This is a genomic window from Flavobacterium sp. CF136, from assembly GCF_000282055.1.
GTDB lineage: Bacteria > Bacteroidota > Bacteroidia > Flavobacteriales > Flavobacteriaceae > Flavobacterium.
In genome coordinates this window covers 238,153-256,134 of the sequence record NZ_AKJZ01000010.1, presented here as the reverse complement: position 1 = coordinate 256,134, position 17,982 = coordinate 238,153, and the positions used below count along the sequence as shown (strand labels likewise).

Below are 17,982 nucleotides of genomic sequence, written 5' to 3'. Positions count from 1 at the left end.
TATATTTCAAACCCGACAGTTTTTAAAAACCTGTCGGGTTTTGTTTTTTAATCTACAATCTGAAATTTATTTGGGCGTGCCACCATTTAAGAAAATGCCTAATATACTTTGCGCTCATTAGGCATTTTCTTAAATGCTGTCGGGCTATTCGTGCTGCTTCGGCAGCTTACTGCTATCCCTCACGCAAACAGTGATCAGGAACTTTAAAATTAATCAGATTTTTTATCTAACTTTTTAAAATATAAATATACATTTGATTAATAAACAATCGAAAACCAAATCATGAAAACACGCTTTATTTTAATAATACTAATCATCTTTCCTCTTCTTGCAACAGCCCAGTATAATATGAACACGCTAAATAATTCTATGCGAATTCAGCAGCAGCAATCAAGAAGTATGCATCAACAGATGAACAATCAGAATGCACAATGGGCTCGTGAACGACAAATAAATATGCAACAACAACAAATGCGGTACATGATGTCGCATTCAAAAAATAGAATTGAAACTGCAGAAAGCAAATTAGCTACAGAAGAACGAAGACTGAAAAAACTGGAAGAAAAATCAAAAGAAAAAGAAGCTGATTTAAAAACAGAACAAGATAAATTAATCAATCTTCAAAACAACCCGGAAAATAATAATGATAGCAATCAACAAAAAAACATCGAAAAATCTAAAAAGCAGATAGCCAAATCAGAAGAAAAATTAAGTAAAACAAAGACTGAAATAGAAGATCGTTCTAAAAAAATTGAAGATTTTAAAAAAGAAGTAGAAGCTGCTAAGCTAGAAAAAGAAGAATTAACCAAAAAACACGAAGAAGAGAAAAAAACTAAAACAGAAGAAAAAGAGAAAAAAAAGAAGGAAAAAACGAAATATACGCTATCACAATAATACAAATAAGCCCTTGCAGGAAAACTGAGAAATTCGGTTTGAATGTAAGGGTTTTTCTTTTTTAAAAGCTTTGCCTTATATTTACTAGAAATACTTTTCTCATGAAACAGCTTATTCTATTATATATATTTTTCTTTACAAATTGCACTCTATTCGCACAAAAGAAAGATCCCTGGATTTCTTTTTGGGATAAGGACACTACGCACATCGGATTTAAAGATAAAGAAGGCAAAATCAAAATTGAACCTAAATTTATGGGACTTACTTCTGCCAATAAATTTGATGATATTATTGCCGTTACAGAAGAAGTCAATGAGAAATGGAAAAGCTATTATCTTACCAAAACAGGAAAAATAGTTGGCATTGACAGCTTGTATACTTTTGACAATGGTCCAGATTGTGAAAATGAAGGTTTTATCCGTTTTAGAGATCCGAAAACAGACAAGATGGGAATCTTTAATCATGATGGTAAAATTGTAATTCCAGCCGAATACAGCGACTTAACCAAAGTTAGAAACGGAATGATTATAGCCTTAAAAGGTGCAGAAAAAGTTATACATCCCGGGGATGACGGCCACTTCAGTTGGGCTGGTGGAAAAGAATTTCTTATCGACACCAACAATAAGATCCTAATTGAAAATTTCGGTTATAATGATGAACTGAATTTTTATTCGGTAGAAAAATCTAAAGAAAAAAATCCGGATCCGATACGAGATAATTTTCTAGGTGTTGACGGACAATATTATTCGTTTATAAATTTTGACAAGGAATTTAAATCCTGGCTAAAAAACAATTTACTTACTGATTTATCAAAAGATAACCTATTAAAACACTCTTGCGATAAAATTACTTTTTGGAAAGAACAAGAAACCAATGGCTGGATCAATAAACCAAAAGCCGATTTTATAAAACTGAATTACAAACGCATAAAAGTTAAATTAATTGAACTACAATCAACTAGTTGTAATTATACTGTTTTCTCTGAAAGTTTAAATCCTTTTATTTATGAAGCCGCTGAATATGATCAATATTTTAATAATTGTCATGAGGCAAAAGACTGGATTAGTCCAGTGAAAAATATTGTTATTTCTCCTCAGAATAAAAATGATTCCGGACAAGATCATTTCCAATTTTTAAGAACTAAAAACGGCTATAAACTAATAAGTATTTCATTAAGAAAGGAAGAACTTAAATAGCTTTGTAAGTGAATCTTAAATACAAAGAGAATCTCTCGAAAAGTCACAAGGCCACAGAAATGCTTATAAAAAGCAAAACCTTGTGTCTTTGTAACTTTACGAGCAAAAACATCGGGTTCTTTGCGAAAACCTTAGTGTACTCTGCGGTTAAAAAACTCCGCAAGTTTCGGATTTTATAACCGCAAAACCTAACCGATATTTGTATTATAAAATTAAACGAAATGAACACACAGGAAAATATCAATTATAATCGCATTGCAGAAGCGATAGATTATATCAAAACTAACTTTCGGGAGCAACCGAATCTTGATGAGGTTGCCGAAAAAGTACATCTAAGTCCGTTTCACTTTCAGCGTCTGTTTACGGAATGGGCAGGAACAAGCCCGAAGAAATTTTTGCAATATATTAGCATCGAACATGCCAAGAAAATCCTGAAAGAGGACAATCAGGCAACTTTATTTGATACTGCTTATGAAACAGGACTTTCGGGTACAAGCCGTTTGCACGATTTATTCGTAAATATCGAAGGAATGACACCCGCAGAATACAAAAATGGTGGTAAAAACCTTTTCATCAATTATAGTTTTGCCGAAAGTCCGTTTGGGAATATCATTGTGGCTTCGACCAAAAAAGGAGTTTGTTTTATGGCTTTCGCCGAAGATGAAATAATTGGATTTAATGATCTAAAACGTAAATTTCCAAATGCAACATTCTCACGAAAACTAGATTTATCACAGCAAAATGCCTTATTTATTTTTCAGAATGACTGGAGCAAATTATCCGAAATAAAACTCCATTTAAAAGGTACAGATTTTCAATTGAAAGTTTGGGAAACCTTACTTAAAATCCCGATGGGACAACTTTCAACCTACGGTTCAATTGCACAGCAAATAGAAAAACCAAATGCTTCGAGAGCTGTCGGAACTGCAATAGGCAGTAATCCTGTGGCTTTCTTAATTCCATGCCATCGTGTTATTCAATCTACAGGAACATTTGGCGGTTATATGTGGGGAAACACCCGAAAAACGGCCATAATTGGTTGGGAAGGTGTTCAATCTAATTTGGATATTTAAATACCGCAAGTTTCGGATTTTTCAGCTTCTCTATTTTTAGAACCTTTGTATTCTAAAACAAATAGTGATGAAAAAATTTAAAGACAAAGTAGTATTAATTACAGGCGGAACAAACGGGATGGGCTTTGCGACGGCTCAGGAATTTATTAATAACGGCGCTAAAGTAATTATAACGGGACGGAGCCAGAAAACAGTAGATAAAGCTGTTAGCGATTTAGGAGCAAATACAATAGGAATTGTATCCAATGCCGGTAAATTAGCTGATGTTTTCGAATTACAAAACCAAATAAACTTACATACTAATAAACTGGATATTTTATTTGTTAATGCCGGATACGGGAAATTTGGTCCAATTGAAATGGTAAGTCCAGCCGAATTTGATGAACTATTTGATATGCTCGTTAAAGGTACATTTTTTACAGTACAGCAAATGCTGCCAATAATATCAGAAGGAGGCTCAATAATTTTAAATACTACAACACTTACTGGGGTTGGACATGCAAATATGTCTGTTTATACTGCTGCAAAAGCCGCTGTTCAATCTTTTATAAAAACATTTGCAGCAGAATGTACTTCTAAAAAAATAAGGGTAAATGGTATAAGCCCAGGTTATATTACAACCAATATTTTTAACAATACTGGATTTACACCAGAAGAAATTCACAACACGATTGAAACCGTTACCCCAACACTTCCATTCAAACGTTTTGGAAAACCTTCTGAAATAGCAAAAGCTGTAGTTTTTCTGGCCTCAGATGATTCCTCTTATATTCATGGTATTGAATTAACTGTTGACGGCGGATTATCAAAAACGAAATCATGAAAGAAAAAATAGCCTCTCTTAATTGGGACAGCATCACCGAATCTATGCATGAAAAAGGTTTTGCAATTATTCCAAATTTTCTTGATAATGAACAATGTGAAATTTTAAAAGCAGATTATCCTAACCCAACTTTATATCGAAAAACGGTTGTTATGGAACGTTATCGCTTTGGTTTAGGCGAATATAAATATTTCGATTATCCGCTTCCAGATCTGATTCAAAACATTCGTTCGTTTATTTATCCAAAATTGGCGCCAATTGCAAATACCTGGATGAAAGCACTTGATATCAATACTATTTTTCCTGAAACACATGAAAAATTATTAGAACAATGTCATGCCAACAATCAGCTTAAAGCAACAGTCTTAATCTTAAAATATGGAAAAAGTGGTTTTAATACTTTGCATCAGGATCTATACGGAGATATTTATTTTCCTATTCAAATAGTCCTTTTTCTTAACGAGCCTGATCAGGATTTTACCGGTGGGGAATTTGTATTGACTCAGCAAACTCCCAGAGCACAATCTAAAGTTATTGTTTTAAAACCTAAAAAAGGCGATGTTTTAGTTTTTACTACGAATTTCAGGCCTGTCAAAGGGACAAAAGGATATTATCGCGTAAATATGAAACATGGCGTTAGTGAAATTCATTCCGGTGAACGACATACTTTGGGAATTATTTTTCATGATGCATTATCCTAAAAATATTTAAATACACAGAATATCCGTAGAGGTGTACAACAGTACATCTCCACAATGATGATACGATACAAAATGATCATTTTTACGCAGATTTTGCAAATATAAACAGATTTAAAATCGTTTTAATCTGTTAATCTGTGGCAAAAAAACAATCGTTGTGTAGACGCACTGTTGTGCGCCTCTACAAATGTGAAGCGGTAAAAAAATACGATAATAAAATATGAAAACACTATGATTCAACATTCTAAAATTCTGGATTCAGATTTACGAAATAAAATTAAAAATGTGGAAATTTGCTTTGGTGGAAACCAAAAGCTAAAAATTTATGGAATGTTAAAATGTTCTTCCGGCAAAAGAATGAAACGTGAAAATCGCGTTTTCTTTTTATCTGAAAACGAAGCAAGACAAAATGGTTTCAGACCTTGTGGACATTGCATGAAAACCGAATATCAAAAATGGAAAAATGGACTTATTTAATCCCGAAATAAACGAAACCGCCAATTTACTCCCAAAAGATGGAACCGTTAATTATTACGGAAAATTGTTTCCGAGAGAAGAAGCTGATTTCTATCGTGACATTTTATTGAATACTATAGAATGGAAAAATGACGAAGCCATAATTTTCGGAAAATTAATTCTAACCAAACGAAAAGTAGCCTGGTACGGCGATCAGGAATTTGAATATACTTATTCCAAAACTACCAAAAAGGCACTTCCCTGGACAAAGGAATTACTTAAATTAAAAATTGCTATTGAAGAAAAAACAGGAGAAACATTCAATTCGTGTCTGCTGAATTTATATCACTCCGGCGAAGAGGGAATGGCATGGCACAGTGATGCCGAAAAAGACTTAAAAAAGAACGGAGCAATCGCATCGGTAAGTTTTGGTGCTGAACGTAAATTTGCTTTCAAACATAAAGAAACCAAAGAAACAGTTTCTTTAATCCTGGAACATGGAAGCCTGTTAGTTATGAAAGATACTACGCAAACACATTGGCTACATCGTTTACCGCCAACTAAAACAACATCAAAACCAAGAGTCAATCTGACTTTTAGAACGATTAATTTACAATAGGGGTGTTTTTTTCAACCATTAAGATATTAAGTGTCATTAAGTTTTTCGCTCTTAATTTTCTTAATATCTTAACGGTGAAATATAAATTTACTTCTTTCTAGCAACAACATTTTGATAAGAAAGCATCAAAGCATCTTCAAACATTTCTGTCCTTACTTTTGAAAGTTCAATAATGGTCCAGCCTTGTTTGCCCCATTTATTTGGAATTGGGTAAAAAATCATTTCGCTTGAAGCACAAAAAACAGATTGGTCGATTTCATTCAATTTCAAAATAGCGGTATTGTTTTTCTCGTCAAAAGTGGCGAAGATTTTCTTGTTGATACGGAAAGATGTTTTCTCGAAATGAGGTTCTTCGGTTACATTTGGAAAAGACATAGCCAATTTTCTAAAAGTATCAATTGAGACCATAATCGTTATTTAAGTTAAACTTTTAGAGTATTATATGTAATCTAAAGTCCTTTCCAGAGCCATACCACGAGATCCTTTAATCAAGATAGTACTTTCTTGTTTGAATTTATTCATTTTTAAATATTCGGCAAAATCTTCAAAAGTTTCAAAAAAATGAAGTTTTTCATTAGGGATAAAATTCTCGAAAAAAGATTTCCCAATCAGATAAACACTTGATTCATTTTGATTGCATAAAGAATCTACTACAATCTTATGCTCTTGTTGACTTTCATTACCAAGTTCAAACATATCTCCCAAAATCATTATTTTATTTAAACTGTCTAATTGTAAAAAATTAGTAATTGCTACAGCCATACTACTTGGATTAGCATTATACGCATCTAAAATAATCTGAAAAGTTCCTTTTTTTAATAACTGCGATCTGTTATTAGTTGGTATATAATTTTCAATTGCAGCTTTAATATCTTTTGCATCAACCTTAAAATAATTACCAATAGCAACAGCCGCATTGATATTATTGGCATTATAAAGACCTATTAAATTTGAATTTACAATAAAGCTGTCATAACCAATAATCACAAATGGATTTGCTTCAATTGAACTAATTTTAACATCAGCTTTACTATTATTAATTCCAAAAGTAAATGTTTTTATTGCTTTAGATTTTTCAACCTGAATAGGGTCTTCCAGATTAATAAAAGCAAGTTTATTATTATCTATAAGATATTTATACATTTCACTTTTCCCTTCAATTACACCTTCAACTCCACCAAAGCCTTCTAAATGTGCCTTTCCAAAATTGGTAATATAACCGTAATCAGGCTGCGCAATGTCACATAAAAATTCAATTTCTTTTTTGTGATTGGCTCCCATTTCTACAATTCCAATTTCAGTTTCATTTGTAAAAGACAATAATGTTAACGGAACTCCAATATGATTATTTAAGTTTCCAACTGTAGCTTTAGTATTGTATTTTTGAGATAAGACAACATTTATAAGTTCTTTAGTAGTTGTTTTTCCATTACTTCCTGTTAAGGCAATGATAGGAATTTTCAAATACTGCCTATGAAATTTTGCCAATTCCTGTAATGTTTCTAAACTATTTTGAACCAGAATAGTTCTATGATCAATTAAATAAGACGGATTATCAATTATTACAAATAAGGCACCATGCTCTAATGCTTCCTGCGCAAAAGTATTAGCATCAAAATTTTCTCCTTTAATAGCAAAAAACATAGAATCCTTCTCAATCTTACGTGTATCAATTGAAAGATATTTACATTTTAAAAACAGGTCATGAATTTCTCGAATATTCATTTTATAAATTTTTTTTATAATTATAAAAAAAAATCCAAATTCCATACTGAAAACAGCTTTTGGAATTTGGATTTTTTATTGGAATTTCTAAAATTTAATTCCTTGGTGATTTTCTTCTTTCAGTTTTAGCACCTACTCTAGACATCGCACATCTAAATCCGATGTAGTCTGTTGCCATATCCTGAGGAAAATATCTTCTTTGTGCAGGATCTAACCAATAAGCTCTGTCTCTCCAGGAACCTCCTTTATAAACTCTTGTTTTATCGTTTATTAAAGTTGTTCTTTTACTTGTATTGTCATATTTTCTAACCATGTTACCTAAACTATCTGTAGTAACATTATGTAGCGGAGAATTATACATTGCCTCCTTTTTAGTATCATCAGCAGCTTCTCCAAAATCATAATATCTTGAAGATTGTTTATCACCATCTCTGTAATTGATATTATCACTTTTGCTAAAGTTTTGTCTCAAATAGGTCTCATTTTCATCAACAGGAACCTGAGCAATTTCACCTGGAAGATTTCTGGCAACAACTTTACCATTACTCAAAGTGTCATATTTAATATTCTCTTTTGCAACTATTTCAATTTTTCCATCTTTACCTATTTTATTTTTAGCATAAAGATTCCCTCTAAAATAATTAAAGTCATTCGCTTCATTATCAATTATAGGTCTGTAAACATCCGCAACCCATTCTGCAACGTTTCCAGCCATATCGTATAATCCAAAATCATTTGGAGGATAGCTTTTTATTGCATTGGTAATATCTGCTCCATCATCTGACCAACCTGCAATTCCACCATAATCACCATTTCCTTGCTTAAAGTTCGCCAATTGATCTCCTCTGTTTTTACGTTTTGCTGAACGAGTATAATCTCCAGACCAAGGATATTTCTTTTGTCCTTTATAGATATTATATTCTCTCTGTCCAACATCTGCTGCTGCTGCATACTCCCATTCCGCTTCAGTAGGAAGTCTGTATTCAGGCAAAATAATACCTGAAGAACGTTGTGCGTAAACATTCTTTTGTTCTTCTACAGCACCGTCTTTCCCTTTTTTAGGTCTTCTTCCATTAGGGCTTTTCTTTAAAACTACCTCTTCATTACCTCCATAAGAAGTAGAAGGAGAAGCTAGATACCCCTCAGTATTAAATAAACTTTCTGCAGTTATATCCTGAGTTTTTGCACCTCTTTTAATGTATCCGTTTTTCTCTAAAACCGCTTCATTAACACGGTCAGTTCTCCATTTACTGAATTCAACTGCCTGAATCCAATTAACACCAACTACGGGATAATTAGCATATGAAGGATGTCTCAAATAATTGTTTGTCATCGTTTCGTTATATCCTAAACGATTTCTCCATACTAAAGTATCTGGCGATGCCCCGGCATAAATATTTTTATAATTCTCTTCTGTAGGAGGAAAAACTTTTTTCAACCATTCCAGGTACTCTAAATACATACCATTGGTAACTTCAGTTTCATCCATGTAAAACGACTGAACGTGTTGTTGAGTTGCGGTGTTATTCCAATCGTGCATAACATCATCCTGTACTTTACCCATAGTAAATGTACCTCCTTCAACAAAAACCAAACCAGGTCCAGCCTGTTGTTTTTTTCCTGCATTTCTAGCAGCCGTTCCGTTTTGACTATCGACGTCCCAACCTGTTGCTCTTGAAGCACGGCTAGAACTTGATTTTTTGCTACAACTAGCCGTGCCTAACATCAATACTATTGACATCATTACTTGCAGGGCTACAATTTTGTTTACTTTCATACTCATTCTTAGGTGATAAATTTAGGTGCTGCAATATAATAATTAACATTTAATTAGCAACATCTGTTCTAATAATTTTATTTAGCTGTTTTTTACCAGAAAATAACCTATAGTTCCGAACGCAAAAATATACTTTTTATTATTACTATTACATTAAATAATATATTTTTACTCACTAAAATATATTAAATTTAATTTCGTTTTCTTTAACATATGAAACAAGCCATACTTTTATACTTTTTTTTAGTTCCATTTTTCTTGTTTTCCCAGAAAAACGGAACCCTGACAATAGATTGGCATAGTAAAAAAGAGATGAATTTTGGTGAATCCAAAACGAACATACCTTACTTTACAGGTGATAATTTTCGATATGACAATACTAAAAAAAGCATATCACTCTTATTTAAACCAAATTATTCTGACTATTCCAACAGCAGCAGCGTTCAAATTACTAACATTATATATGAACAAGTTCAAGTTAGTGATCTAGGAGATTTATCATTAACGAACATTCCAAAACAACCAAACGAAACACTTAAAATAGCCACTTCAAGAGATCAAAAACAAGGTTTTATCTCTTTGTCGCCAATCATATCAGAAGGAAATAGTTTTAAACGAATTAAATCTTTTTCCTATTCAATAAACAACACCTCCTCAAAAAGTAACAGTTCAGCTTCAACTTCAAAGTCTGCTATTATTTCAAATTCGGTTTTAACATCCGGAGATTGGTATCGTTTTTATGTTGAAAAATCAGGTGTTTATAAAATTTCAAAATCTTTTTTACAAAATTTAGGCTTCGATGCAAGCAAAAGCGATCCGAAAAGAATTAAAATTTACGGAAACGGAGGAAGAATGCTTCCCTTAAGTAATGACATTTATTATCCTGAAGATTTAATTGAAAATGCGATTCAGGTTGTTGGAGAAAGTGACGGCACCTTTAACAACGAAGATTACATTCTTTTTTATGCCGAAGGAATTAACAATTGGAATACTGAAAGTGAAACTAACATTAATATATATGACACTAAATCTTATTATTATGTTACAGCACAAGGGGGAGACGGAAAAAGAATTTCAAACATAAATCAACCTACAGGAAATAGTACTTTAGAACTGAATACTTTTGATGATCATCAATTTCATGAGATTGACAAGACCAATATTGCGCATTTAGGACGTCAATGGTTTGGAGAATCTTTTGATATCGATCAGGAACAGGAATTTGAATTTAATTTTCCAAATCTTGAAACCACAACTCCAATAAAAATTGAAACAGTCGGAGCTTCAGCTGCGTTCACAAACACTTCATTTACCGTTTCAGCTAACGGACAAAATATTGGAAATATTGTGTTTAGTCAGCTTGCAGCTGGTTCTGAAATAAAATTTTATACTGGAAAACTACCTGCCAATTCAAGTTTCACAGGATCTGAAAATGTAAAAATCAAATTAATTTACAATAATAATAGTGTTCCTGGCTCAAAAGGATATTTAGATTATATTAATTTAATTGCAAAAAGAAAACTAATCGGTATAGGTAAGCAATTTCAGTTTCAATATGACTTAGCCGGTTCAATTTCCGGAATCGTAAATTATAATATTTCAAATGCTTCAGGGATTTCTCAAATTTGGGATATTACTGACCTATATAATGTAACTAAAATAGAAAACAATAATCAATCTAATTTTAGCTTCAAATCTTCTTTAGGAGAAATTAGAAAATATATTGCAATTGATCCGGCAGATTATTACACTCCTTTAAAAGAAGGACAATCAAAAATTGCTAATCAAAATTTAAAAGGGGCACTTTTTAAAAATGCTCAAAATAATTTTCAAGACATTGATTATTTAATTGTCGCCCCAAAGTTCTTACTTGCTCAGGCTGAAAAATTAGCAAACTTTCACAGAAGCAATTCTAATTTAAATGTCAAAGTTGTTTCACTTGAAAATATTTACCAGGAATTCTCATCAGGAAAACAAGATATTTCCGCTATCCGAAATTGTGTTAAATATGTTTACAAAAATGCTTCTTCATCAGATAAAAGAATAAAATACCTGAATCTCTTTGGTGATGCTTCATTCGATTATAAAAATCGTATATCGGATAATTCTAACATTGTACCTATTTATCATTCCTTATCCAGTAACAGTTCAGGGGAATCTTCATTTGCTTCTGATGATTTCTATGGATTAATGGATAATGACGAAGGAAATATAACTTCCTTTTTTGGCGGGATAGACATTGCCGTTGGAAGAATGTTAGTTTCTGATAATGCCCAGGCGGAAGAAATGGTCAATAAAGTTTTAGAATATCACAATACGAAATCTTATGGAAATTGGAGAAACAATTTTGTCTTGATTAGCGACGATTCCGATAAAGCTTCTGATGCTTCATTACAAGCACGCCAAAATGCTTTAGCAGATGTAATCGCCACAGAAAAACCTTTTTTTAATATTGACAAAATTATTTTAGATTCTTATACAGAAGAAGCTTCAGCCGGTGGCTTTAGATATCCGAAAGCAAAAACTGATTTTTTTGATGCTTTTGAAAAAGGGGCTTTAGTTTTTAATTATTTGGGACATGGTGGAGAAGACGGATTATCTGGTGAACGAATTTGGGAAAAATCAGATGGTCAAAATCTAAACAATCAATATAAATACCCTTTATTTATAACCATAACCTGCGAGTTTTCTCGTTTTGATGACCCGACAAGGCCAACAGCAGGTGAATACACCTATTGGAATCCTAAAGGTGGCGCTATTGCAATGTTAACCACCATACGTTCTATTGGACAATATAATGCTGAAAATTTCAATGACAATCTGACAAGGAATTTACTTTCCTTTGGAACAAACCAATACACAACGATTTCTGAGGCACTAAGAATTTCAAAAAATGATACTCCCAGTTCTTCCAGCAATGTTGTTTTTTATATCGGAGATCCCGCACTAATGCTAGCCATCCCCAAACCCCGAATTAACCTGACAAAAGTAAATGACGTACCAATTTCAGGAACAATTGACGACTTCAAATCCTTAGCAAAAATTAAAATATCAGGTGAAATTACCGACGAGAACAATAACATATTGAGCAATTATAATGGTGAGCTTTCAACTTCTATCTTTGATAAATTTATTACAAGCACTACACTAAATAACGATGGTTATAGTCCGGCAATGCAATTTAAAACTCTGGGCGAAACCATTTTTAGAGGAAACGCTTCTGTATCCAATGGTCTGTTTGAGTTTAGTTTTATAGTCCCCAGAGATATTAGAATTCCTGTTAACAACGGCAGAATCAGCTTTTATTCTAAAAAAAATGAAGTTTTAGAAAACCAATCCGGGTATAATGATATCATAAAAATTGGCGGAATTAACCAAAATGCACCTCAGGACAATATTAGTCCAAAAGTGCAGTTATATATGAATGATGAAACTTTTGTTTCAGGAGGAATTACAAATGATTCCCCATTTCTGTTAGCGTTTCTTGAAGATGAAAATGGAATTAATACCGCAAGCGGAATTGGTCATGATATTGTTGCAATTTTAGATGGTGATGTTAGTAATCCTTATGTTTTAAATGATTACTATCAAACAAAATTAGATGATTACACTAACGGTAACTTACGTTTTCCGTTACGTAATTTAAGTGCCGGAATGCATACAGTAAGCTTTACGGCATGGGATGTTTACAACAATCCCGTAACAAGTGAAATACAATTTATTGTGGTTGGCGATGAATCGTTAACCTTAACTCACGTTCTTAATTATCCCAATCCGTTTTCCAGCTACACCCAATTTTGGTTTTCTCATAACAGACCTTACGAGCCTTTAGAAGTACAGGTTCAGGTAATGACTATAACAGGAAAAGTAGTTTGGACAAAAAACCAGACTATTACCACTGAAGGCTTTTTATCAAGAGAAATTACCTGGGATGGTAAAGATGATTTTGGGGACAAAATTGGAAAAGGTGTTTATATATATAAACTTACAGTAAAATCCAGTTTAACAAACAAAAAAGCAGAGAAGTATGAAAAACTTGTCATTCTATAATATATATTTGTACAATTAACATAATTAACCAACCATTAACCACATAAATGAAAAAAATATCGCTCTTATTATCCTGTTTCCTTATTATTTCGTATGCAAAAGCACAAGATCGGCCAATTACAACCGGGGTGCCTTTTTTGCTAGTTGCTGCTGATGCAAGAGCTGCCGGTCTTGCCGATCAGGGAGTTGCAACATCTGCTGATGTATTTTCACAACAATGGAATCCTGCTAAATATGCTTTTTCAGTAGACAAGCAAGGTTTCTCTGTGAGTTACACTCCTTATTTAACAGATCTGGTAAATGACATATCTTTAAGCCAGTTAACCTATTACAACAAAATTAACGAACGAAGTGCTTTTGCCGGAAGCGTTAGATATTTTAGTATAGGGGACATTGAATTAAGGGATAATCCAAATGATGCTCCAAATGTTGTTAAACCATCAGAATATGCAATTGACGGATCATATTCTTTAAAATTAAGCGAAATGTTTTCGATGGCTGTTGGTGCCAGATTCATTAGCTCAAATTTAGGTCTTACTACAGAAGGACAAAGTTTATCTGCAGCAAGATCATTTGCTTTTGATGTTGCCGGATTTTACCAATCTGAAGAAATCGCATATAGTGATTTTAACGGAAGATGGAGAGCTGGTTTCAATTTTCAAAATCTTGGTCCAAAAATCAACTACGATTTGAGTGATTTAGATAATGGATCAAACTTCCTGCCTGCTAATTTAAGATTAGGCGCCGGTTTTGATTTTATATTAGACGATTATAATAAGGTAGCTGTGAGCTTAGAATTTGCGAAATTATTAGTTCCTACACAACAAAAACCAGTACCTACTGCCACAGATTTAAATGGTGATGGCGACACAACTGACCCGGGAGAAACAAGCGATGGTGTTCAGGAAGCAAATAATGATTATAATAGTATAGGATGGGTTCCCGGAATTTTCAAATCCTTTGGTGATGCACCGGATGGTTTTAGCGAAGAACTAAAAGAAATCACGTATAGTGTTGGCGCTGAATACCTTTATCAGGATTCATTTTCAATGCGCTTAGGATATTTTCATCAAAGTCCTGAAAAGGGAGCTATGAAATTCTTTTCTCTGGGAGCCGGATTTAAATATAATATAGTAAAAGTAGATGTATCGTATTTATTCTCTGCTTCAAAAGTTAAAAATCCGTTAGAAAACACACTTCGTTTCTCATTAACCTTTAATTTTGGTGACAAATACGAAGAATACTAAACAAAAAAATAAACAATAATGACAATCCAAATTTCTACTTTTTAGGAATTTGGATTTTTTTTCCCATAAAAAGAATGAAAGAAATAAGCATTACATCATCATTTTCAGAATACGATTCATTAGATGAGCTTCCAGAAGATGTTCAAAACTTAATGGATCAGGCTGTTGAGATTCGCAAAAAAGCTTACGCACCATACTCGCAGTTTAGAGTTGGCGCTGCTTTACTTTTGGATAACGGAAAAATAGTTTTAGGATCAAATCAGGAAAATGCCGCATATCCATCAGGGCTATGTGCAGAACGTGTTGCGATTTTTTATGCAGGAAGTATTTACCCTGAAGCTAAAATTTTAAAAATTGCTATCACGGCAGCTTCGGATACAAACCAAACAAAAGCACCAATTCCTCCATGCGGTTCTTGCCGACAATCAATCGCAGAATACGAAATTAAACAAGAGACCCCTATAGAAATATATTTTATGGGCGAAATTGGCTCAATTTATCGGTCAGCATCCCTTAAAAATCTGCTTCCTTTCATGTTTGATAAAAAGTTCTTGTAAAAAAAGCCAAAAAGTAGCTTTTAAATTTTAGTTCTTAAATCTAATGTCTTATTTTTGCATCCCGACCCTTCGGGCGCAAATTTGTGGGAGGAAACTATTTTGCGTTATAGGTAATAATTGATAACACAAAAAAACAACTTTAGCAAAAGAAAGAATTCAGATGAAAGAAGTTACAAAAGAGGTTTACTTAAAGTGGTATGAAGACATGCTACTTTGGAGAAAGTTTGAAGACAAACTTGCAGCATTATACATTCAACAAAAAGTAAGAGGGTTTCTTCACCTCTACAATGGTCAGGAAGCAGTATTGGCGGGAGCTTTACATGCTATGGACCTGACAAAAGATAAGATGATTACTGCATACAGAAATCACGTGCAGCCAATTGGTATGGGAGTTGATCCCAGACGTGTAATGGCTGAGCTTTTAGGAAAAGCAACAGGAACTTCTAAAGGTATGGGAGGTTCTATGCACATTTTCTCAAAAGAGCACCGTTTTTACGGAGGTCACGGTATTGTTGGAGGTCAGATTCCAGTTGGTGCAGGATTAGCTTTTGGAGATAAATACTTCAATACAGGAGGAGTTACAATGACTTATTTTGGTGATGGTGCTGCTCGTCAGGGTTCTTTACACGAAGCCTTCAACATGGCTATGTTATGGAAACTTCCGGTTGTATTTATCGTTGAAAACAATGGTTATGCAATGGGAACTTCTGTTGAAAGAACTGCAAATCATACTGATATCTGGAAATTAGGTTTAGGATATGAAATGCCTTGCGGGCCTGTTGACGGAATGAATCCTGTAAAAGTTGCTGAAGCAATGACAGAAGCTATTGAAAGAGCGCGTCGTGGTGACGGACCAACTTTCCTTGAAATGAAAACGTACCGTTACAGAGGTCACTCTATGTCTGATGCACAATTATACCGTTCTAAAGAAGAGGTTGAAGAGTACAAAAAAATTGACCCTATTACACAAGTCTTAGATGTAATTATGGATCAAAAATATGCTACTGAAGAAGAAATTGAAGTAATTGACCAAAGAGTTAAAGACTTGGTTGAAGAATGTGTGAAATTCGCTGAAGAATCTCCATATCCTGAATTACAACAATTATACGATGTAGTATACGCACAAGAAGACTATCCATTTACACCTCATAAACTATAAAAATATTATGGCGATAAAAGTAACAATGCCTCGTTTGAGCGATACTATGACGGAAGGAACGGTAGCGACATGGCTTAAAAAAGTAGGCGACAAAATCAGTGAAGGTGATATCTTAGCTGAAATTGAAACAGATAAAGCAACAATGGAGTTCGAATCTTTTAACGAAGGGACTCTTTTACATATCGGAATTCAGGCCGGAGAAACTGCCCCTGTAGATTCTTTATTAGCAATTATTGGAAATGAAGGAGAAGATATTTCTGCTCTTTTAGCTGGTGGGGATGCTCCTGCTGCTGAAGCTCCAAAAGCTGAAGCTGCTCCTGCTGCTGAAACAAAAACTGAAACTGCCACTCCTGCAAAAGCAGCAACTGAATTACCAAAAGGTGTTGTAGTGGTAACTATGCCACGTTTGAGCGATACAATGACAGAAGGAACAGTAGCAACCTGGTTGAAAAAAGTAGGTGATGCTGTTGCGGAAGGCGATATTTTAGCTGAAATTGAAACAGACAAAGCAACAATGGAGTTTGAGTCTTTCAATGAAGGAACTTTATTATACATTGGAATTCAGGAAGGAAACACAGCTCCTGTTGATAGTTTATTAGCTATCATTGGACCTGCGGGAACTGACATTTCAGGAATTGCTGAAAATTATACTACCGGAGGCGTTGCTACTGCAAGTACTCCAGCAACTGAAGAAGCAAAAGCCGCTCCTGCTGCTGAAAAAGCTACTGAAGCTGTTGCTGATACATCAGGAGGAAGAATTTTAGCTTCACCATTAGCAAAGAAAATTGCTTCTGATAAAGGAATCCAATTAACTCAGGTTAAAGGATCAGGAGAAAACGGACGTATCGTAAAAAGCGACATCGAAAACTTTACCCCATCTTCACAACCTGCTGCTAAAGTTGCTTCTGATGCAAAACCACAAGAAACTGCTGCAGCCGCACCAAAAGTATTCGTTCCTGCCGGAGAAGTTTTCACAGAAGAGATCAAAAACTCTCAAATGCGTAAAATTATCGCAAAACGTTTGGCAGAATCTTTATTTACAGCACCTCACTACAACTTAGTGATCGAAGTAAGTATGGACGAAGCTATGCAGGCAAGAGCAACAATCAATACTGTTCCTGATACAAAAGTATCTTTTAACGATATGGTAATTAAAGCCTGTGCTTTAGCATTGAAAAAACATCCAAAAATCAACTCTCAGTGGAAAGAAGATGCAATTATCATCAACCACCACGTAAATATTGGAGTTGCTGTTGCTGTTGAAGACGGATTAGTAGTTCCTGTATTGAAATTTACAGATGCTATGAGTTTATCTCAAATTGGATCAAGTGTAAGAGATCTTGCAGGAAGAGCTAAAAACAAAAAATTAGGACCACAAGAGATGGAAGGAAGTACTTTTACAGTTTCTAACCTTGGAATGTTTGGTATTACTGAATTCAATTCAATTATCAACCAACCAAACTCTGCTATCCTTTCTGTAGGTGCAATTGTAGAGAAACCAGTTGTTAAAAACGGTCAGATAGTAGTAGGAAACACCATGATGTTATCATTGGCTTGTGACCACAGAACAATTGATGGTGCAACTGGAGCTCAATTTTTACAAACATTAAAACAATATATCGAAAGTCCGGTAACAATGTTGGCATAATTTTGTCAGCCTGACCGGATTCATTGGTTTATTTATATTAAAATCCCGTTTTGAAAG

15 protein-coding genes are annotated in these 17,982 nt (G+C 33.8%); 12 read left to right on the top strand and 3 right to left on the bottom strand.

Annotated elements, in window-relative coordinates; all coding sequences use genetic code 11:
- Positions 1 to 282 precede the first annotated feature (282 nt).
- The 7 genes from PMI10_RS04720 (at position 283) to PMI10_RS04690 (ending at position 5,762) form a co-directional block, all read left to right on the top strand.
- Positions 283 to 894 (top strand): hypothetical protein, encoded by a 612-nt coding sequence (locus PMI10_RS04720; protein ID WP_007805091.1) that lies wholly within the window; start codon positions 283 to 285, stop codon positions 892 to 894.
- A 101-nt stretch (positions 895 to 995) separates the two neighbouring features.
- Positions 996 to 2,090: a WG repeat-containing protein gene (locus PMI10_RS04715; protein ID WP_007805089.1), complete on the top strand. Its 1,095-nt coding sequence runs from the start codon at positions 996 to 998 to the stop codon at positions 2,088 to 2,090.
- Between the two features lie 221 nt (positions 2,091 to 2,311).
- Positions 2,312 to 3,163 (top strand): bifunctional helix-turn-helix domain-containing protein/methylated-DNA--[protein]-cysteine S-methyltransferase, encoded by an 852-nt coding sequence (locus PMI10_RS04710; RefSeq protein ID WP_007805087.1) that lies wholly within the window; start codon positions 2,312 to 2,314, stop codon positions 3,161 to 3,163.
- A gap of 67 nt (positions 3,164 to 3,230) precedes the next feature.
- The gene (locus PMI10_RS04705) at positions 3,231 to 3,986 is read left to right on the top strand and encodes an SDR family oxidoreductase (RefSeq protein ID WP_007805085.1); all 756 of its coding nucleotides are present in this window, start codon (positions 3,231 to 3,233) and stop codon (positions 3,984 to 3,986) included.
- The gene (locus tag PMI10_RS04700) at positions 3,983 to 4,687 is read left to right on the top strand and encodes a 2OG-Fe(II) oxygenase (RefSeq protein ID WP_007805083.1); all 705 of its coding nucleotides are present in this window, start codon (positions 3,983 to 3,985) and stop codon (positions 4,685 to 4,687) included. Before PMI10_RS04705 ends, PMI10_RS04700 begins: the two co-directional genes overlap by 4 nt.
- Positions 4,688 to 4,918: 231 nt before the next feature.
- On the top strand, positions 4,919 to 5,164 hold the full coding sequence (locus PMI10_RS04695) for an Ada metal-binding domain-containing protein (RefSeq protein ID WP_007805082.1): 246 nt from the start codon (positions 4,919 to 4,921) through the stop codon (positions 5,162 to 5,164).
- Entirely contained in the window at positions 5,151 to 5,762 is a 612-nt protein-coding gene (locus tag PMI10_RS04690; protein WP_007805080.1) for an alpha-ketoglutarate-dependent dioxygenase AlkB family protein, read from the top strand. Before PMI10_RS04695 ends, PMI10_RS04690 begins: the two co-directional genes overlap by 14 nt.
- 87 nt (positions 5,763 to 5,849) lie before the next feature.
- Here PMI10_RS04690 and PMI10_RS04685 read toward each other — a convergent pair whose 3' ends face one another.
- The 3 genes from PMI10_RS04685 to gldJ form a co-directional block, all read right to left on the bottom strand.
- Positions 5,850 to 6,170: an MmcQ/YjbR family DNA-binding protein gene (locus PMI10_RS04685; protein ID WP_007805078.1), complete on the bottom strand. Its 321-nt coding sequence runs from the start codon at positions 6,168 to 6,170 to the stop codon at positions 5,850 to 5,852.
- A gap of 30 nt (positions 6,171 to 6,200) precedes the next feature.
- On the bottom strand, positions 6,201 to 7,487 hold the full coding sequence (gene murF / locus PMI10_RS04680) for a UDP-N-acetylmuramoyl-tripeptide--D-alanyl-D-alanine ligase (RefSeq protein ID WP_007805076.1): 1,287 nt from the start codon (positions 7,485 to 7,487) through the stop codon (positions 6,201 to 6,203).
- Between the two features lie 94 nt (positions 7,488 to 7,581).
- Positions 7,582 to 9,264: a gliding motility lipoprotein GldJ gene (gene gldJ / locus PMI10_RS04675; protein ID WP_007805073.1), complete on the bottom strand. Its 1,683-nt coding sequence runs from the start codon at positions 9,262 to 9,264 to the stop codon at positions 7,582 to 7,584.
- A 213-nt stretch (positions 9,265 to 9,477) separates the two neighbouring features.
- Between gldJ and porU the strand changes: the two genes are divergently transcribed.
- The 5 genes from porU (at position 9,478) to PMI10_RS04650 (ending at position 17,925) form a co-directional block, all read left to right on the top strand.
- A complete protein-coding gene (gene porU / locus PMI10_RS04670) occupies positions 9,478 to 13,314 on the top strand; it encodes a type IX secretion system sortase PorU (protein ID WP_007805071.1) in 3,837 nt (1,278 codons plus the stop codon).
- 47 nt (positions 13,315 to 13,361) lie between these two features.
- Positions 13,362 to 14,561 carry a type IX secretion system outer membrane channel protein PorV gene (porV, locus tag PMI10_RS04665; RefSeq protein ID WP_007805069.1) on the top strand — a complete coding sequence of 400 codons (1,200 nt, stop codon included), beginning with the start codon at positions 13,362 to 13,364 and terminating at the stop codon, positions 14,559 to 14,561.
- 74 nt (positions 14,562 to 14,635) lie between these two features.
- On the top strand, positions 14,636 to 15,118 hold the full coding sequence (gene cdd / locus PMI10_RS04660) for a cytidine deaminase (RefSeq protein WP_007805067.1): 483 nt from the start codon (positions 14,636 to 14,638) through the stop codon (positions 15,116 to 15,118).
- A gap of 160 nt (positions 15,119 to 15,278) precedes the next feature.
- Positions 15,279 to 16,277, top strand: coding sequence for a pyruvate dehydrogenase (acetyl-transferring) E1 component subunit alpha (gene pdhA / locus PMI10_RS04655; protein WP_007805064.1), 999 nt, complete (start codon positions 15,279 to 15,281; stop codon positions 16,275 to 16,277).
- 7 nt (positions 16,278 to 16,284) lie between these two features.
- Positions 16,285 to 17,925, top strand: a complete 1,641-nt coding sequence (locus PMI10_RS04650; protein WP_007805062.1) for a pyruvate dehydrogenase complex dihydrolipoamide acetyltransferase — start codon at positions 16,285 to 16,287, stop codon at positions 17,923 to 17,925.
- Positions 17,926 to 17,982 lie beyond the last annotated feature (57 nt).